Annotated in this window: 15 protein-coding genes and 1 pseudogene; 11 read left to right on the forward strand and 5 right to left on the reverse strand. The window is 75.8% G+C overall.

Annotation, left to right across the window (positions count from 1 at the left end; translation table 11 throughout):
• Positions 1–108: 108 nt before the first annotated feature.
• Both EIO00_RS09280 and EIO00_RS09285 read right to left on the reverse strand, forming a co-directional pair.
• Entirely contained in the window at positions 109–981 is an 873-nt protein-coding gene (locus EIO00_RS09280) for a hypothetical protein (protein ID WP_140177183.1), read from the reverse strand.
• A gap of 242 nt (positions 982–1,223) precedes the next feature.
• Positions 1,224–1,556 (reverse strand): cupin domain-containing protein, encoded by a 333-nt coding sequence (locus EIO00_RS09285; RefSeq protein WP_140177185.1) that lies wholly within the window; start codon positions 1,554–1,556, stop codon positions 1,224–1,226.
• Positions 1,557–1,627: 71 nt separating this feature from the next.
• Here EIO00_RS09285 and EIO00_RS09290 point away from each other — a divergent pair, with 71 nt between their 5' ends.
• The 5 genes from EIO00_RS09290 (at position 1,628) to EIO00_RS09310 (ending at position 10,596) form a co-directional block, all read left to right on the forward strand.
• Positions 1,628–2,578 carry a GlxA family transcriptional regulator gene (locus EIO00_RS09290; RefSeq protein WP_140177187.1) on the forward strand — a complete coding sequence of 317 codons (951 nt, stop codon included), beginning with the start codon at positions 1,628–1,630 and terminating at the stop codon, positions 2,576–2,578.
• Between the two features lie 412 nt (positions 2,579–2,990).
• Positions 2,991–4,169, forward strand: a complete 1,179-nt coding sequence (locus EIO00_RS09295) for a Cmx/CmrA family chloramphenicol efflux MFS transporter (RefSeq protein WP_140177189.1) — start codon at positions 2,991–2,993, stop codon at positions 4,167–4,169.
• Positions 4,170–4,562: 393 nt separating this feature from the next.
• Positions 4,563–8,174, forward strand: coding sequence for a hypothetical protein (locus tag EIO00_RS09300; RefSeq protein ID WP_140177191.1), 3,612 nt, complete (start codon positions 4,563–4,565; stop codon positions 8,172–8,174).
• Between the two features lie 398 nt (positions 8,175–8,572).
• Positions 8,573–8,755, forward strand: coding sequence for a hypothetical protein (locus tag EIO00_RS09305; RefSeq protein ID WP_140177193.1), 183 nt, complete (start codon positions 8,573–8,575; stop codon positions 8,753–8,755).
• Positions 8,756–8,907: 152 nt separating this feature from the next.
• Positions 8,908–10,596 carry a serine/threonine protein kinase gene (locus tag EIO00_RS09310; RefSeq protein WP_140177194.1) on the forward strand — a complete coding sequence of 563 codons (1,689 nt, stop codon included), beginning with the start codon at positions 8,908–8,910 and terminating at the stop codon, positions 10,594–10,596.
• 96 nt (positions 10,597–10,692) lie between these two features.
• Here the strand turns inward: EIO00_RS09310 and EIO00_RS09315 are convergent, their stop codons facing one another.
• Positions 10,693–10,935, reverse strand: coding sequence for a DUF397 domain-containing protein (locus EIO00_RS09315; protein WP_140177196.1), 243 nt, complete (start codon positions 10,933–10,935; stop codon positions 10,693–10,695).
• A complete protein-coding gene (locus tag EIO00_RS09320; RefSeq protein ID WP_175596166.1) occupies positions 10,936–11,802 on the reverse strand; it encodes a helix-turn-helix domain-containing protein in 867 nt (288 codons plus the stop codon). It abuts the gene before it with no gap.
• Between the two features lie 348 nt (positions 11,803–12,150).
• Here EIO00_RS09320 and EIO00_RS09325 point away from each other — a divergent pair, with 348 nt between their 5' ends.
• The 6 genes from EIO00_RS09325 to EIO00_RS09350 all read left to right on the forward strand — a co-directional run bounded on the left by EIO00_RS09325 (position 12,151) and on the right by EIO00_RS09350 (position 17,484).
• Positions 12,151–12,648, forward strand: a complete 498-nt coding sequence (locus EIO00_RS09325) for an ATP-binding protein (RefSeq protein WP_241661235.1) — start codon at positions 12,151–12,153, stop codon at positions 12,646–12,648.
• Positions 12,649–12,716: 68 nt separating this feature from the next.
• Complete coding sequence (locus tag EIO00_RS09330) at positions 12,717–12,935, forward strand: DUF2277 domain-containing protein (RefSeq protein ID WP_140177198.1); 219 nt, start codon at positions 12,717–12,719, stop codon at positions 12,933–12,935.
• A 140-nt stretch (positions 12,936–13,075) separates the two neighbouring features.
• Complete coding sequence (locus tag EIO00_RS09335; RefSeq protein WP_140177200.1) at positions 13,076–13,429, forward strand: STAS domain-containing protein; 354 nt, start codon at positions 13,076–13,078, stop codon at positions 13,427–13,429.
• A gap of 387 nt (positions 13,430–13,816) precedes the next feature.
• Positions 13,817–15,088 carry a M16 family metallopeptidase gene (locus EIO00_RS09340; protein WP_140177202.1) on the forward strand — a complete coding sequence of 424 codons (1,272 nt, stop codon included), beginning with the start codon at positions 13,817–13,819 and terminating at the stop codon, positions 15,086–15,088.
• Positions 15,085–16,443, forward strand: a complete 1,359-nt coding sequence (locus EIO00_RS09345) for a M16 family metallopeptidase (RefSeq protein ID WP_140177204.1) — start codon at positions 15,085–15,087, stop codon at positions 16,441–16,443. The genes EIO00_RS09340 and EIO00_RS09345 overlap by 4 nt, the downstream gene beginning before the upstream one ends.
• 96 nt (positions 16,444–16,539) lie before the next feature.
• On the forward strand, positions 16,540–17,484 hold the full coding sequence (locus EIO00_RS09350) for a hypothetical protein (protein WP_140177206.1): 945 nt from the start codon (positions 16,540–16,542) through the stop codon (positions 17,482–17,484).
• 10 nt (positions 17,485–17,494) lie between these two features.
• Here the strand turns inward: EIO00_RS09350 and EIO00_RS24140 are convergent.
• Positions 17,495–18,361 (reverse strand): annotated as a pseudogene (locus EIO00_RS24140) (hypothetical protein); the annotation flags it as partial.

The raw sequence follows: 18,361 nt of genomic DNA on the forward strand, positions 1-18,361 counted from the left end.
CGGTCACACTCCGATGCCGACACCGAGGTCGGGTGCGGCGGCGCCGTGAGCGGCCGCGTCAGGGCCGGGCGGCGGGACGCCGAGACGCGGCGGCCTCCTTCCGCCCGGTCACTCCGGCGGCGCGGCGGCGCTCTCCGAGGCGGACTCCCAGGCGGAGTCCCAGGCGGACGCTCCGCCGGGCAGCGGCCAGGCCCGGGTGCGCTCACGCCGCCCGGGGATGTCCGCGTACACGCCGCTGAGCCGCCGCCGCTGCCTCCGGGCGGCCTCCTCGACGCCGAACCGGCCGGCCCGGCGGTCCCGCTCCAGCTGGGCCATGACCGTCGACTCGTTCCGCATCGTGATCGCGACCATCTCCTCGACCTGGGCGGGAGAGGGGGCGCGCGACAGCTCCAGCGCCGGCGGGACGATCCCTTCGGCGAGGGCCGCGACCAGCCGGGCGTGCCCGTCCAGCAGGAGCCAGCCGTCCAGGCCGCTGACCCACCACAGCAGCAGCGGCGGCAGCGTCCCCTCGCGGGCGAGCTTGCGGTGGGCCTTCACCCTGCCCTCCTCCGCCTCAGGCGGCGTCCGCAGCGTCACCACGCCCTGCCAGCCCGCCATCCAGTCCAGGTAGCCGGCCGGATCGGCGGCGAGCTCGTGTCGCCACAGGTACTCCGCCGTCCGCGGCCGCCACGGCTTCAGGCTCCACCAGCCGGCGTGCAGCGGGCCCGGTCCGTCGGCCAGCCAGGAGGCGTACCGGTGCGGCCACGACGGCGCCGCCCGCGCCAGCGCCGCGGGGATCGGCGGCAGCACCGGCTCGTATCCGGCCAGTCGTCGGTAGTGCACGCCCTGGTGTCCGTGGTCGATCCTGGCCAGCAGCAGCGGCCGTGTCCCCTGTCGCACCCAGAACCGGTCCCGACCGGCCGCCTCGACCCGCAGCCGCGGGAGCGCCGGCGCCGGCACGCCCAGCCGCAGCCCGTCGCCTGGAAGCTCCTCACGCCGCACCCGCCGTACTCTACGTCGGATGCGCCGTCCATGGGCCCCGGGCCGCGGCCGGTGCTCCGCCCCGGCCGCGGCCGGCCGCCCGGTCCCGCACCGGGGCGCTCCGGACGCCGGGCGACCCCCGGGGCGGAGGCCCGGCCGGCCTCGGGATCGGACGCCGGCCGGCCCCGAGGGGCGCGGGCCGGTCGACCGGGGCCGTGGCCGGCGGCGCGGAGTCGAGGCCGCCGCCGGCGGGCGGAGGCCGGTCAGCCCCGCGGGTAGAAGAGGAACAGCGTGCAGCCGGTTCTCGTCTGCGGGACGTGCGAGGAGCCCGCGGGGGCGTGGATGAAGGTCCCGGCCGGATGGTCCCGTTCGCCGTCGTTGAAGACCCCGGAGAGCACGAAGACCTCCTCCGGTCCCGGTTCGTGGACGTCGACCCCCTGCCAGCGGGCGCCGGGGTCCATCTCCAGCACGGCGGCCTTGGCGCCGTCGTCCCCCTCCCACAGCGGCCGCACCCGGACGCCCGGGAACACCTCGCGGACCGGGGCGTCCTGGACGGTCGACCGGACACAGGCGGGTGTGTTCCGCTCCGTCGTCATGGGACCAGCCTGACCGGCGCCCCTGGGCCCCGCCGAGTGTCAGAAAAGACATCCTGCGGTACTTTCCTGCCATGCACCGCGTCGTGGCGCTCGTCCGCCCGCCGCAGTCGGCCTTCGAACTCGGCTGCGCCGCCCAGGTGTTCGGGATCGAGCGGCGCGGGCTCCCCACGCGGTACGCCTTCGGGGTGTGCACCGAGCGTCCCGGCCCGGTGGCGACGCTCGCCGGGTTCGACATGCTCGTGACCGACGGGCTGGAGGCGCTCGACCGGGCGGACACCGTGATCGTCCCCGGCTGGCTGCCCGCCGGGGAGCCGCCCTCGCCCGCGGTCACGGCGGCGCTGCGCCGTGCGCACTCCCGAGGGGCGCGGGTGGCGAGCATCTGCTCCGGCGCCTTCGCGCTGGCGCACGCCGGGCTGCTGGACGGGCGGCGGGCGACCACCCACTGGGCGTTGGCGGCCGAGCTCGCCGCGCGTTTCCCGCGCGTCCGGGTCGATGCGGACGTGCTGTACGTGGACCACGGCGACGTGGCCACCAGCGCCGGCGCCGGAGCCGGTTTCGACCTGTGCCTGCATCTGGTCCGCCGCGACCAGGGCGCCCGCTACGCCGCGCACATCGCGCGGACCATGGTCATGCCGCCCCACCGGGAGGGCGGGCAGGCGCAGTACTCGGCGCCGCCCCGCCCGGCGCAGATCGACGGCACGCTCGCGCCGCTGCTGGAGTGGGCCGCGGAGCGGCTGGGCGAGCCGGTGACCGTCGAGGACATGGCGGCGCGCGCGGGCGTCTCACCGCGCACCCTCGCCCGGCGGTTCGCCGACCAGCTCGGCGTCAGCCCGGGACGGTGGCTGCTCGCCCAGCGGATCGCCGCGGCCCGGGACCTGCTGGAGTCCACCGACCTCCCGGTGGAGGCCGTCGCCCGGCGCGTCGGCCTCTCCTCGGCCGTCAACCTCCGCAGGCGCTTCCGCGACGCCCTGGGGACGACGCCGGGCGCCTACCGGCGGGCGTTCCGGGGCGGGCGGCGATGACGACCCGCCGGCCCGGCGACGCACCGCCGCTTCCGGCCTGCCGGGTCCCCCGGTGACCGGGCCGCCCGCCGGAGGTCGCCGCGCAGGGCTCCCCGCGGTCCCCGTCCTCGGGTTCACCCGCGGCCGGTTCGCACCGTTCGGCGGTCGCCGCAGAATCGGGCGTCGGCGGCACCGTCGGGATGCGCCCGAAATCGAGGTGCTCCGGGCGGGGCCGACGCGGTAGGGTGCGCGACATGTCGAGTCCAGAGGCGTCCAGGACGGGGGCTTTCGGTCACCCCGTCAGCCCCCTGAACCACTGAGTCCCGAAAACCCCTCCCCGTTGCCCGGTGCAGCGGGGTGACGGCGGTATGGGGCCGCTGACCGGCGGTGACGAGACGTTCCCTCTCCTCTCTCCTCACCCCGGAGTCATCGGATGCCTCTGCCCCTGTATCTGCTCGCCGTGGCCGTGTTCGCCATGGGCACCTCGGAGTTCATGCTCGGCGGACTGCTGCCGGACATCGCCGCGAGCCTCGACGTCCCGGCGGCCACGGCCGGGTTGCTCACCTCGGCCTTCGCGATCGGCATGGCCGTCGGCGCCCCGCTGATGGCGGGGCTCGCCCGCACCTGGCCGCGACGGGCCTGCCTGCTGGGCTTCCTGGGCGTGTTCCTGGCCGCGCACGTCGCCGGAGCGGTCACCGAGAGCTTCACCGTGATGTTCGCGACCCGAGTCCTCGCGGCCGTGGCCAACGCCGGTTTCCTGGCGGTCGCGCTCACCACCGCCGCCGATCTCGTCCCCGCCGACCGGAAGGGCCGCGCCCTGGCGGTCCTGCTGGCGGGCACCACGGTCGCCACCGTCGCCGGCGTCCCGGGCGGCGCCCTGCTGGGAGCGCTGCTGGGCTGGCGCGCCACGTTCTGGGCGGTGGCGCTGCTGTGCCTGCCCGCGGCGTTCGGGGTGATGCGCGGCGTCCCCGCCGGAACCGGAGCGCTCACCGGCGCCGAACGCCCGGATCTGCGCCGGGAGCTGGCCCAACTGCGGCGGCCGCGGCTGATCCTGGTCCTGCTGCTGGGCGCGCTGGTCAACGCCGCCACCTTCGGCGGCTTCACCTTCCTCGCCCCGATCGTCACCGATGTCGCCGGGCTCGGCTCCCTGTGGATCCCGGTCGTGCTGGTGCTGTTCGGCCTGGGGTCCTTCGTGGGCGTCACCGTCGCCGGGCGCCTGTCCGATCGCCGTCCCGGCGTCGTCGTTTCGGCCGGAGGGCCGCTGCTGCTCGGCGGCTGGTCCGCCCTCGGCCTCGTTGCCGACCGGCCGGCGGCCCTGCTCGTGCTGGGGTTCGCCCTGGGTGCGCTCTCCTTCGCCGTCGGGAGCACGCTGATCGCGCGCGTGCTCTACGAGGCCGCGGGCGCACCGACCATGGCCGGCTCCTATGCGACCGCGGCCCTCAACGTCGGGGCGGCCGTCGGTCCCGTCATCGCCGCCGCCGCGTTGAGCACGGACCTGGCCGCGCTCGGACCCGTATGGGCCGGCGCCGCCCTCGTGGCGGTCGCGCTCCTGCTCGCCCTGCCCTTCCGTCGTGTCCTCGCGCACGGCGCGCACGAAGGGAGCGGGCCCTGACGGAGGCGAAGGCCGCCGGCCGAGGCGCCCCGTCCTCCCGCCGTCCTCTCGCCCGGTCGGGAGAGGCCGGACTCCGAACGTTCCCGCCGGGCCGTTTCGGCATCGCCGAGCACGGGCCGTCCGTCGGCCGCGCCGAGCACGGGCCGTCCGTCGGCCGCGCCGGGCGCGCGGCCGACGGGCCGCGGACCCGGCCGCCCGGGGCCGCCGGCGACAGGCCGGGAGGCGGCCGGGCATCCGGCGGCGGGCCGCTTCACGGCATGGAACCGGACGCACGAGAGCACGATCATGGCGGGGAACAAGACGATGATCGTTCCTGGAACGATGCCGGGGCGTGAGACGCTGGTCATGGTGGGGAACGCACACGCGAACGCGAAGCGGCGGCCGAGGGGAAACATGGAGACGGCGCAGCACCCAGCACAGTCCGGCGGACCGGGCGGCGACCCCCTGACGCCCCTCCAGGAGCAGATCGCCTCCGCCTATCGTCCCGTGGTCCAGTGGCTGGAACGACTGGACGACGGGCCGCGGCTGGCGGCGGTCCGCGCCCTGCTGGAGGAACGGGTCGTCGGGGACTGGTCCGACCTGGCCGGGCTGCTGACCGACCCCGTCGCGCTGACCCGGCGCACCGGACCGACCGGGACGATCGCCGCGCCCGCCGCCGACGACCCCCGGGTGCTGTTCTATGAGGACTATCGGCTGGGGCTGCTCCCCACGACGGATCCGGAGCCCGACCCCGAGCCCGAGCCGGCCGCCGGCACCGCCGAGGAGATCGTGCAGGCCGCCATGGACGCCCCGCACGCCCGCCTGATCCAGGCCCCGGACGGCCCGGAGCGCACCGCCCTGCTCGCCGACCTGCTCCGCCGCCTGGTCGCCGCGGGCCGCCGCACCCTCCTGCTGTCGGTGGAGCGGCCGGAGGAGCTCCTCGACTCCCTCGAGGACGTCCCGGCGATCGACGCCGCCCCCTCCGGGGACGATCCCGACCCGCTGGGCGAGCTGATCGGTCTGCGCCGGGACCTGCTGTGGCTGGAGCAGTGGCCGCGCGACAAGGCCGTCCTCCGGGCGTGCCGGGAACGCCGCGAACGCCGCCGCACCGAGCTGCAGGCCGAGGAACGGCGGCTGGTCGAGGAGATCGAGACGACCGGCGAGCGCATCGAGGCCGCCGACCGGCAGGTGGCACAGGCCCGTGACCGCCACGAGCAGGCCGCCGAGGAGCATCGGCGGGCCGCCGAGGAGGCCGAACGCACCCGCTCCGAGTGGCAGGAGCTGCAGGCCGTCGCCGACGCCGCCGCCCGCGAGGCCGAGGAGCGCACCCGCGCCGCCGACGACGCCGAGGCCCGGCACGCGGAGCTGACCGGCCGGTTGGAGTCCTGCGAGCGGCAGCTGCAGGAGGCCCGGGACCGCGAGGCCCATGTGCAGACCGAGCTGGAGCGGGCCGAGCAGGCCCTTCCGCAGGCGACCCGGGAGACCGAGCAGCTGGCCGCCGAGGCCGCCGAGGCCACCGCCGCCCAGCACGCCAGCTACTACCGGCTGGCCGCCGCCGAGTCCGCGCACGCGGCGGCCAAACGCAAGCGCTCCTGGGGGCAGCGACTGCGCGTCGCCCCGCAGTCCCGGGAGATGGACGAGGCCCGCCGTCTGGTCAAGGCCCGCAGGCGGGAGGCCGAGGAGGCCGCCGAGCGCGCCAACGCCACCGTCGAGGCCCACCGGCAGGCCGAGACGCTGCGCGCCGGGCTGGTCCGGTTCATCGAGGGCAGCCGCAATGAACTGACCTCCCTGGCCCAGGCCCAAGAACGCCTCCGCGAGGAGATCACCTCGCTGACCGCCACCCGCGACACCGCGCACAGCGAGATGCGGCGGCTGGCCCGCGAATCCGCCGCGGCCGTCGACCGGGCCACCCAGACCCTGACCACCGCCCGGCACGCCGCCCAGATCGCCGCCGAGGCCGAGTCCCGTTCCCTCGAGGCCCGCCAGGCCGCCGAGGACGCCGCCGCCGACCTCGCCCGGGCCGAGTCCGAGGCCGAGGAGGCCCGGGAGCGCCTGGCCGCCCTGGAAGGCGATCTGGAGCGGCACCGCGTCGCCGCCGAGGCCGAGCTCGCCGACCTGGAGAACGAGCTGACCTCCTGCGCCGAGGCCGAGGAACGCTCCCGCCGGCGGGTCCGGGAGATCTGCGCCGACGACCCCGACGACGACGTGCTGGCCCGATGCCGCCAGGAGCACATGACCCGGATCGAGGAGCTGGCCGCCCGTCTGGAGTCCACCTTCGTCTTCCACGCCACCTACGAGGCCTTCGCGCACGGTCCCCACGCGCAGACCACCGCCTTCGACACACTCCTGGCGCTGGACGCCGACCGGGTGGCCGACCCCGACCTTCTCGTCGGGGCGGTCCGCGCCCGCCGCTGGATCCTGGTGGCCGACGGAGGGGGGCGCCCTTCGCTCCCGGAAGGCGACTCCGACGACGTTCCCGCCCTCCTGACCCAGAGCGCCTTCCAACGCTGCCGGGACGCCGCCCCCGCCCTCTGCCACGTCCTCGCCTCCCCGCCCGAACAGGCGGAGGAGGCCGAGGCCCGGCCGGAGGACGACGGGGACGCGGCCCCCGAGGACGGCGGCACCCGGCCGGCGGAGGCCGCTCCGGAGGACTCCGATGCCGGCCCCGCCTCGGCAAAGGAGCCGCATCCGGCCCAGGGCGCCGACGACCCCGCCCGCGCGCTGCCGGCCGCCCCGCCCGCCGACGACGATGCCGCCGGGGAGGATGCCGTCGGGGAGGAGCGGACGCCGGAGGACGCCATGGAGGACTCCCCTTCGGGAGAGTCCGCCGCGGAGGAACCCGCCCCGGGCCGCAGGACGGGGGACGAGTCCGCTGTGGATGAGCCCGCCGCGGGCGGCGCCCCGGTGGACGAGCCCTCCGGGCATGAGCCGGCCCCGGACGATGCCGCGGCGGTGAACCGACCCGTTCCGGAGGAGGCCGCGGCGGAAGAGCCCGCCGAACCGGCCCCGGACCGCATCGCGGAGGATGAGCCCGCTTCGGAGGGTCCGGACGCCGCCACGGCGGATGAATCCTCCGAGCGGGGATCGGCCCCGGACGACACCACGGCGGGGGACGCGCCCGCTTCGGAGGCGCCTGCGGCGGAGGAGCCGCCCACGGGCGAACCGGCCTCGGAGGACGCCCCGGCGGAGGGGCCCTCTCCGGAGGTGCCCGCCGGGAACGAGCCCATCGCGGACGCCGCCGCGATGGACGAGCCCTCCGAGCCCTCCGCGCAGGAGCCCATCCCGGACGACACCGCGGCGGTGCAACGGCGGGCCGGCGCCCAGGAGCCGGGAGCGGAGGCGTCCGCAACGGAGGAGGCCGCCGAAGGCGAACCGGACCCGGACGGCGCCCCGGCGCAGGAGACCGCCCCGGCGGCCGCTCCGGACGGACCCGCCGGGAACGAGACCGCTCAGGAGGGTCCCCGCGGGGAGGAGCACGCCGCGGAGGCCGGCGCGTCGGAGCGGGAAGGCCGCTCCGCCCCGGCCGGGGGCTCCCCCGTGGCGGCTCCGGAGGTCTCCGACGCCTACGAGGCGTACTCCGCGCCCACCGATGTCACGGTTCCCCTGCCCACCGTTCCCGTCCCCGTCCCGCCGGCCGACGACCTCCCCGTCGCCGGCGACGCCCCGCCCGGCGGCCGGCCGGATCCCGCCGAAGCGCCCGTCCCTCCGCCGTCCGCCGACGCCTCCGCGGTCGCCGAGGACGGCGCCGCCCGGCCGGAGGGCGACGCATCAGGCGTCCCCGCCGACGCCGGGAGCGACGACGAGGCCACCCAGGTGCTCCCCACCCAGGCGCTCCCCGCGCCGGCGGCGCGGGCGGGCGACGCGGCCGACGACGCACGACCCGACGACGCACGGCCCGACGCCCCGGTGCGCGACGCCGACGACGCCGGCTCCCCCGCAGAGGACTCCTCCGCGGAGGAGCCGGCCGCCGAGGACGATGCGGGGACCGGGCCGGCGCGGAGGGGCGACGCCGACGATCGGCGATAGCGGGCTCGGCGGTCCCCGATGCGGTGAGCCGGGCCGTGGGGTCCGCCGGGGCGCCGGTCACGGCCGTCGCGCCCGAGGCGAGCGGGACGCGCCGTAGGGACCGGGAGCGGCCCGTCGCAGGCGCCGGGCGGGGTCTTCCCTCATCGAGGCCGCAGGGCCGGGGGCGGCCCGGAACGCCGCCTCGGGCGGGGCGTCAGGGGGCGACGCGACCCGGACACGGGCGCGACGGGTTTCTCACGTGACCGAAGACAGGTTTCTTACGCGAACAAAGTGGTACATGCGTGAGCACCCTCCCAACTTCATACGAACATCCCGTACAAACGGAATAAGGGTTTGTTCCCGGTCGTTCGGACCGAGCGGGCCCTGAACGACCCGCATGATCTGTCAGGAGGGATCCGATGAACGGCAACAGCAGCATCCTCCGGCCGAAGAACACGACAGACACACGCCGTCCGATCAGGTCCCATTCACTGCGCGCGCTCGCGGTGGCCGCCCTCCTGGAACGCCGCACCCAGACCGCGGAGGCGCCGCCCGGGCGGCGCCGGGCCGCCGAGGGCGACACCGCGCCCGCCGCGGCCTGAACCGTCCCGCACAGAGGGCTTTCCGCGACGGCCGGGCGACCCGGGAGGCCGCCCGGCCGTCGCCGTCCGGCACGGGTCCGTCCGCAATGCCCATAAGGTGAAAGCCCGGCGCACCGCCATGACCCAGCCCGCTGCGACGGAGAGAGACCACCGTGACGGACAGGACCACGCCCGACGCCCGCCCGTTGCGCGTCGGAGATCCCACCCGGCTGGGCTCGTACGAGATCCTCGGCCGGCTGGGCGAGGGCGGTCAGGGCTCGGTCTATCTGGGCCGTCCGGCGGGCGGGATGGGCCCCAGCGACGGTTATGTGGCGGTCAAGCTGCTGCACGCCGGGCTGACCGCCGATCCCAGCGCCCGCGCCCGGTTCGTCCGGGAGCTGGAGGTCGCCAAGCAGGTCGCCCGATTCTGCACCGCGCAGATCCTGGACGCCGACGTCGAGGGCGACCAGCCGTACATCGTCAGCGAGTACGTGCCGGGCAAGTCGCTGTTCACGCTGGTGATGGAGGAGGGGCCGCGCACCGGCGGCGCCCTGGAGCGACTGGCGATCAGCACGCTGACCGCGCTCACCGCCATCCATCAGGCGGGCATCGTGCACCGCGACTTCAAGCCGCACAACGTCCTGCTGGGCCCCGACGGCCCGCGGGTGATCGACTTCGGGGTGGCGCGGGCGCTGGGCGCGGCCGGGGAGACGCAGAACGTCGGCACCCCCGCCTACATGGCGCCCGAGCAGTTCAAGGGCGAGCCGATCGGCCCGCCCTGCGACATGTTCGCCTGGGGCACCACCATGGTGTTCGCCGCCACCGGCCGTCCCGCGTTCGGCAACGACGACCTGGCCGCGGTCATGCACCGCATCCTCACCGGCGAGCCGGATCTGGGGGAGTTGACCGAGCCGCTGCGCGGTGTCGTCGCCGCCTGCCTGGCCAAGGACCCCGCCCGGCGTCCCACCGCCCGCCAGGCCCAGGAGCTCCTGCTCGGCTCGCACACCGTCCCGGACGCCCTTCCCGGCGGCATGGCGGCCCCGTCGCCGCACCGCCCCGACGCCGCCACGCCGCCGGCGCCTCCGCCCGTCCCCGGTCACGGCGCCCCGCCCGCCGGCGACACCTCGCCGTCCGACTCGGCGCCGACCGCCCCCCGGCCGGACGGCGTCCCGGCCGCGCCCGCACCGCCCGCGCCGCCGCGGGCCGTCCGGCCGCACGGCAGGCTGATGCCCGCGGTGGCCGCCGCCGCGGTGACGGCGCTGGTCGTGGGGGTGTCGGTGTGGGCCGCCACCCGGCCCGGCGGCGATCAGGCCACGGCCTCGCGCGCCGACGGGGCCGCGAACGGTCCCGTCCTCACCCCCGGCGGCGTCCCGAGCGCCCCCGCGGGGACGGTGCGCACCACCCCCGCTCCGCGCCGCTCCCCCGGCACGCCCGACAGGCCCCGCGGCTCGACCGGCCCCGGGGGCCCCGCCCCCTCCCCGGCCCGCACGCCCGGCGGGCCGAGCGGCACCCCCCGGCCCGAGCGGCCCAACCCCTACACCCCGCAGGCGGTGTGCAACGCCGGCGGTCACGGCGGCGGGTTCTACGTCCAGCGGTCCAGCGGCTTCCCCGGCGGCACGGTGTACCAGCTCTACAACGGCTCCGGCTACAACTGCGCCGTGACGATCAAGACCAGGGACGTGGGCGAGGCCACCCGGGTCTGGGTCCGGCTCGAGGCGCAGAACGGCTCCAGCCACAGCGACAGCGGTTCCTTCCGCTACTACGCCGGCCCGGTCTACGTCTCCGCCAAGGGCGTCTGCGTCCGCTACTTCGGCGGGACCGACGCCGGCAGCGCCGGCGCCCCCTGGGGCAACTGCGGCTGAGCGGCGCCCCGGCCGGCCCGCACGGCGCCGGGGCCCGGCGAGCGCCGCGGCCCCGCCGGAACGAGGCGTTCACGGCGGGGCCGGGTCGGGGAACGATCAGTTGGGGGCGATCAGATGGTCGAAGTCGCCCTCCTTGGCGCCGAGGATCAGCGCCTCGATCTCGGGGCGCGTGTAGATCAGGGCGGGGCCTTCGGGGAACCGGCTGTTGCGCATCGCCACGTTCCCGCCGGGGAGTTCGGCGACTTCGACGCAGTTGCCTTGGGAGTTGCTGCGCCTGGACTTGAACCACCGAGCGCCGCGCAGCTCGGCGGCGGGCATTCCGTTGTAGGTCTTGGACATCTAGATCTTCCTGAGAAGTTCGTCGAGCATCTCAACGGTGCGCTCGGGGGTCTCGCTGTCGACGCACAGGCGTTCCATCGCCTGCAGGTAGGCGTCGACGTCGTCCCTCTTGTCCAGGTAGAGGGCCCCGACGAGGTTCTCGACGTACACCACGTCCGGCAGATCCGGCTCGGGGAACCGCAGGATGGAGAACGCTCCGCCCTCGGCGGCGTGACCGCCGAACCGGAACGGCATCACCTGGATGGTGACGTTGGGCAGTTTTGACATCGCGATGAGATGCTCAAACTGACTCCGCATCACCTCGGGGCCACCGATCCGCCGCATGAGCACGGCTTCGTCCAGCACCGCCCACAGCCGGGGGGCTCCCGGGCCGTGCAGCCGTTTGGCCCGCTGCATGCGCACCGTGACGCGACTTTCGATCTCGTCCTCGGGTGCGCCCGCGTTGCCCAGCCGGATCACCGCCCGCGCGTAGTCCTCCGACTGCAGGAGGCCGGGGACGAATTGGCACTCATACGTCCGGATCATGGCGGCGGCCTCCTCCAGGCCGACGTAGGCCTGGAACCACTTGGGCAGCACGTCGTTGTACCGGTGCCACCATCCCGGGGCCTTGGCGTCCCTGGCCAGCTGCAACAGCGCCTCCCGCTCCGCCTTGTCGGTGACGCCGTACAGCGTGAGCAGGTCGGCCACGTCTCGCTCTTTGAAGCTGACCCGCCCCAGCTCGAGACGGCTGATCTTGGACTCCGACGCGCGGATGACGTATCCGGCCTCCGCACGCGTCACGCCCTTGGCCTCACGCAGCCGACGCAGCTGCGATCCCAGCAGGATCCGACGGACCGTGGATCCCGTGCCCGGCGTCTCCGGAGTCACGCCCAACCTCCCGCTAGATGGCGGACAGCGCACTAAGTGTGCCACTGCAGTGTCGTCTCCGCGCGATCCCTCCGTTTCTGGACGGGGCCCGCCCATGCTCGTTCACGTGAACTCGCACGGGGCAGATGCACGTGCATCGGGCCTTGCATTCGCACGCTACGATGCGCAGGATAACGCACGGGACTTCCGTGCAGCTGGGCTGCGACCGAGATCGGACTGCGGGGTCTGGGGATGACGTCACGCCAGGTACGCGAGGAACCACGATGGGGGTGGTCTCCCCTCGCCACGGCCGGCAGGCCGCCGGCCGGGCGGTGTCGGCACGGCGATCGGCCGCCCGGCGGGGTCCCGGTGCCGGAGTCCCGCGACCTGCCCCCCGACCTCGACCGAGCACTCGGCCTGCTGATCGCCGACGCCCCCGAGACGGTCGCGCTGACCGTCCGTCCCGATCCCGAGGCCGTCACCGCGGCCCGCCACTTCGTCACCGCCAGGCTCAAGGAGTGGAGCCTCGGCGCCCTCACCGACGACGTCGCACTGGTCGTCACCGAACTGGTCACCAACGCCCTGCGGCACAGCCTCCCCGCCTGCTCCGGCCTGCTGCCCCCCGTCCCCGGCTCCGGCGCCATCCAGCTCCGCCTGCTGCCCGGCCGCGCCGGAGGCGTCGCGGACGAGGCGTGGCTGCTGTGCGGCATCCTCGACGGCACCCGCCGGGCCCCCCGGCGCAAGGAGCCCGACTACATCGCCGAGACCGGCCGCGGACTGCACCTGGTCGACTCCTTCACCCACCGGTGGGGCTGGCGCGGCCTGCCGCACGGCAAAGTCGTCTGGGCGCTGTTCCAGACCCCCTGAGGTTCCGAGGGGCGGCGGGCGCCCCGATCATCGGGGCCCGCCCCGCGGCGGGGTGGAGAATCGAACACATGTGCCGCAGCATCAAGACGCTCCGCCCGCCGTTCACCGACCATCCCACCGACGAGGACATCCGCGCCGCCGCCCTGCAGTACGTGCGCAAGGTGTCCGGCTTCCGCACCCCCGCCGCCCACAACGCCGAGGCGTTCGACCGCGCGGTCGAACAGATCGCCGCGGCCACCGCCGAGCTGCTCGGCTCCCTGCGGGTACGAGGGGCGGCCCCGCGTTGAGACCGGCCGGACGCCGCGACGCGGAGCCCGTCCGGATGAGGCCGGATAGGTTCCGCCCTCCCGGGGTATGGACAGCTTCCGGTCGGCGGGATCCGCCGCCGACCGGACCCGCCCCCGGAGACGAAAGCGCAGGAGTGTCCGTGGAATTCGCGGTTGAGCATCGCGTCGAGAAGGACGTCACCGTGGTCAAGGTGCGCGGGGAACTCGACGTCTTCAGCAGCCCCCGGCTGCGCGAGCAGCTGCTCGATGTCATCGACACCGGCCCGATCCGCCTCGTGGTGGACCTCAGCGACGTCACCTTCCTGGACTCGACCGGTCTCGGCGTGCTGGTCGGCATCTACCACCGGCTGCGCGCCCGCAACGGCACCATGTCGTTCGTCGGCGCCAACGAACGGGTCCGCCGCGTCTTCCACGTCACCCAGCTGACGAAGATCTTCATGCTGTACGACGACCTCGAGCAGGCGCTGGCCGCCGAGCGCGCCAACGCGAGATGACCCGGGGACGGGCCCGGAACGGGTGATCCCCACCGGCGGACGCCCTCGGAGCGGCGGACCGCCCCCGTCCGGCGCCGCCCCTCGCACCCGCCGCGGGACGAGGCCTCGAGGGGTCCGGGAAGAGCCCCCCGCACCGGAGGAGACCTCCCGCGCACGCCGGACGCATGGACAGAGGGCATGTGCAGAGAGGGTCCGGCATGCTCCCCGGCGCGCCCCTCATCGGGATTTCCGGCCCGATGGCCGGATCGATGCCCCATCCTGGTGGGGTGCAGGGCCCGGTGACGGCCGAGCCGCGCCCGAGACGGGTACGGTGAGCAGAAGGATCAAGGGGTTCATGCCGGCCTGAGGTCGCACCGGGTGCGGGCATCGACGGGACGGGAGCGCTTCGTGGCTGAACAGCCGCTGCATGAGCACACGCTCGGCAATGGGCTGCGGGTGGTGGTCTGCGAGGACCATGTGGTGCCGCTGGCCGCCGTGAACATCTGGTACGCGGTGGGGTCGCGGCACGAGCAGACCGGGGTGGACGGCAAGAGCCGGACCGGGCTCGCGCACCTGTTCGAGCATCTGATGTTCCAGGGCTCGGCGAACGTGGCGGAGGGCGAGCACGCGGCGCTGATGGAGAGCGCCGGGGCGACGTTCAACGCCAGCACCTCGTTCGAGCGCACCAACTACTACGAGACCGTCCCGGTGAGCCATCTGCCGCTGGCGCTGTGGCTGGAGGCCGACCGGATGGGGACGCTGCCGGCCGCGCTGACCCAGGCCAACCTGGACAACCAGCGGGACGTGGTGAAGAACGAACGCCGCCAGCGGTACGACAACCAGCCGTACGGGACGGCGTTCGAGCGGCTGTGCCGGCTGACCTTCCCGCCCGGGCACCCGTACGCGCACACCCCCATCGGGTCGATGGAGGACCTGGACGCCACCACCATCGAGGACTGCGTGGAGTTTTTCCGCACCTGGTACGCGCCCGGCAACGCGGTGCTGTCGGTGGTCGGCGACGTCGACCCCGAGGCGGTGATCGAGATGGCCGAGCGGTACTTCGGGTGCATCCCTCCCGGTCCCCCCGCGCCGCCCGCCCGGCCCGGCGACCTGGAGCCGCTGACCGAGGTGCGGCTGGAGGAGGTGGACGAGGAGGTCCCCTCGCCCGCCTACTTCGCGATGCTGCCGCTGCCGTCCGACGGCGGCCCCGAGATCGAGGCCGCCGAGCTGGCCGTGGAGATCCTCGGCGGCGGGACCGGCTCCCGGCTGTACGACCGGATGGTGCGTCGCGACCAGATCGCCACCGAGGTGTGGACCGGGGTGACCCGGATGGTCGACGGGCCGTCGCTGGCCCTCGTGGAGGCCGTCGGCCCCGACCCGGCCAGGATCGCCGAGGTGCTGGACGAGGAGCTGGCCGCCTTCGCCGAGCACGGCCCCACCGAGGACGAGACCGCACGGGCCACCGCGCAGGCCGAGCGCGGGCTGCTGGAGCGCACCGAGACGGTGACCGGGCTGGCCAACGCGCTGTCGGGGAACGCCACCCAGTTCGGCGACCCGGCCCGGACCTTCACCGCCGCCGAGCGGGCCGCCGCGGTGACCGCCGAGGAGATCAGGGACGCGGCGCGGCGCTGGCTGGCCCCCGGCGCCCGCACCGCACTCAGCTACGGAGGCGCCAGGTGACGACCCTCATCCCCGACTTCCCCGCGCGTCCGGTGCCGGGGCCGATCCCGCCGTGGCCGTTCCCGACCGGAGTGAGCGGCCGGATCCCCGACGGCCCGGCCACGCTGCGCTGCGACCTGCCGGGCCGGAGGCTGGCGGCGGTCCGGCTGGTGCTGGACGCGGGGGCGGGCCGTGAGCCGGCCGGTCAGGACGGGGTCGCCACGCTGACCGCGCACGCCCTGCTGGAGGGCACCGAGCCGGGCGGCGGGACCGCGCTGACCTCCGCGTTCGAACGGCTGGGCGCCAGCCTGTACGCCACCGCCGACCTGACCTCGCTGCGGATCGCGCTGGACGCCCCGACGAGCCGGCTGGGCGATGCGCTGCGGCTGCTGTCGGAGGTGGTGCGCCGGCCCGCGCTGGACGACGCCGACGTCCAGCGGCTGGTCCGGGAACGGCTGGAGGAGATCGCCCAGGAGGACGCCGACCCGGGCACCCGGGCGATGCGGGAGCTGCGGGCCCGGCTGTTCCCCGCCGGCAGCCGCCCGGCCCGGCCCACCGGCGGATCGCCGGAGACGGTCAAGAAGCTGACCGGCGAGCAGGTGCGGGCCTTCTACTCGGCGGTGGCGCCGGCCGAGGGCACCGCCGTGATCACCGGGGACCTGAGCGGGCTGGACGCCGAGGCGATGCTGGCCGAGGCGTTCGGCGGCTGGCGGGCCGCCGGGGCGCCGCTGGCCGCGCCGGACACCGCGGAGCCCACCCCCGGGCCGCGGCTGGTGATCGTGGACCGGCCGGGGTCGGTGCAGACGTACCTGTCGTTCGGGCACGGGGTGCCGCCGCGGTCGCACCCGGACTGGCCGCTGCTGTCGGTCGCCTGCCATGTGCTGGGCGGCGGGCTGGCCTCCCGGCTGAACGCGCTGCTGCGCGAGGAGAAGGGCTACACCTACGGGATGCGCGCCGGGCTGCTGCGGATGCGGCACTGCGGAGTGTTCGTGGCGCAGGGCTCGGTGCACACCGAGGTGACCGCCGACGCGGTGAACGACGCGCTGAGCGTGCTGCGCGGCATGCTCGACGGGGTCACCGAGGAGGAGTGCCGGGCCTCGGTGAGCGCGCTGGCCGACCGGGCGCCCGCCGACTACGAGACCGCGCGGTCGGTGGCCGCCGAGTTCGCCGACGCGGCGTCCGCCGGGCTGGGCCCCGACTACCCGCGCCGCTACCTGGAGGAGCTGCGGGCGGCCACCGCCGAGGAGGTGACCCGCGCCTACGCCGAGCACGTCTCCCAGGACGCCCTCACCGTGATCGCGGTGGGCGACGCCGCGCAGATCCGCGGTCCGCTGGAGGAGCTGGGGCACACCGAGATCACCGTGGTCGAGGGCTGATCCGGGCGGCCTGTCCCGGACATCTGCCGCCCGGGATCGTGCCGAGGCGGTGGGCTGCGGTTAGGGTCGTCTCGCAGCCTGCCTCCAAGGAGCGGTATGTCGACCTGGATCTGGATTCTGCTGTGTCTGGCCATCGCCGGACGAGAGCTCTATCTGGCGTTCGACCGCAGGTTGCCGCAGGCGCAGGAGGAGATCCGCCGGCTGCGCGCCCGGGTCGATGAGCTGGAACGGCAGTCGGTCACCGCACCCGCCTCCCCGCGGGGGCCCGAGGAGCCGCCGCCCGGACCACAGGCCGATCCACAAGCCGATCCACAGGCCGGTCCCGCCGGTTCCCCGGCCGGGCCGCCCGCCGAGGGGACGCCGCCGCGCCCGTCCCGGGCCAAGGCCACCGCGGCGGCGGCGGTGTCGGCGGCGCTGATCCGGCGGCTGGAGGGCGAGCTGGCCGAGACCACGGCCCGGCTGACGGCGCTGGAGGAGCAGATCCAGGCGGCCCGTGCGGCCGAGGCCGCCCGGGCGGCGGCGCTGGACGACCTCGAGGGGACCGTGACCGTCCTGCACCGCGAGATGATCGAACGGCTGGAACGCGCCGACGACACCGCCCGGGGTCTGCTGTACGCCGAGGAGGCGGCGGCCGAGCCGCTGCTGACGGCCGCCTATGAGCACTGCGCGGCCGAGATGGGGCTGCGGATCCGCGTCAAGGAGCCGGCTCCCGGCTCCCCCTGGTGGACCGGCTATCTGCTGTCCGGCGCCGACCCGGAGGAGATCGCCCCACGCCTGGTGGCCCAGGCCCGGCAGCTGCCCGACTCCCCCAGGCCCTCCCCGCTGGCCGGGCTGCTCACCGAGCTGGCCGCCCTGGAGGGCGCCGGGGTCGCCCGGATCGGCGCGTTCGCCGCCGTGCGCATCGCCGACGCCCTGCTGTGCGGGTTCGTCACCGACGACGCCCTCGACGCCACCGATCCGGCGGAGCTGGCCGCCCATCTGGACGGCCATGTCACGACCCTCCGCTGGGATCCGGCCCGCTTCACCGCCGCGGCCCGCTGAGGCGGTCCGGTCACGCCCGCAGCAGGCGCACCGCCGTCCGCCCGGTCGCCGGCTCCGCCTCGATCACGAAGCCCAGCGGGCATCGGGGACGCCGGTCCCGGTCCAGGTGGAGCACCACCCCCAGGCCCAGCCCGGGGTCGAGGCATCCGACGTGCCGCAGGGTGCGCAGGCTCCGCCGGGTCCGCTCCCCGGTCGCCGGGCTCCGCGGGTCGTACAGCGCCGCGGTCACGACCCGGCACGCATGCCGCCACAGGGCCGCCGCGTCCAGCACCCGGGCCCCCGTCCGACGCAGATCGGTGAGGATCACCGCGCCGGTGTCCGGCTCGTCGGCGGTCTCGTCCGCGTCCGCCGCCTCGACGGTCCCGTCGGGGCGGCCCGCCTCGCCGGACGGCCGGTCCGCCGGCCGGGGAGGCAGCGCATCGATCACCAGCACGCCGTGCCGCCGCCGAAGCCCGATCCGGCCCGGCGTCGCCGCGCCCGCACCGGCCGTGCGGGGGGCGCCGAGCACCCCCGCCGGCGCCCCGGTGACGTGGGCGCTCAGGTCCAGCGTCAGGCCCTCGGTCCCCGTCCACACCGGGAACGGCGTCCGCGGCCCCCGCGGGGCCGGCGTCTGCCGTTCCAGCGCCTCGCCGACCCGGAGGGCGAGCGCCTCCCGCACGTCCGTTCCGGCGAACGCCTCCTCGGCGACCGCCAGCATCGCCCTCCAGGCGTCCCCGCCGGTGAACGCGCGCAGGAAGTCCTCCGGCGGGCGTGCCGCGGCCCGCTCCGCCGGGCGCTCCTCCGCCCGCGGCTCCTGCGCCGACGCCGGCGTGGCCGGCGTCGGCTCGGCCGACAGTCCCGCCGGCCGTTCCGCGTGCGCGGCCGGCGCGTCCGCCGC

It is taken from the genome of Thermomonospora catenispora (assembly GCF_006363815.1).
Classification (GTDB): Bacteria; Actinomycetota; Actinomycetes; order Streptosporangiales; family Streptosporangiaceae; genus Thermomonospora; species Thermomonospora catenispora.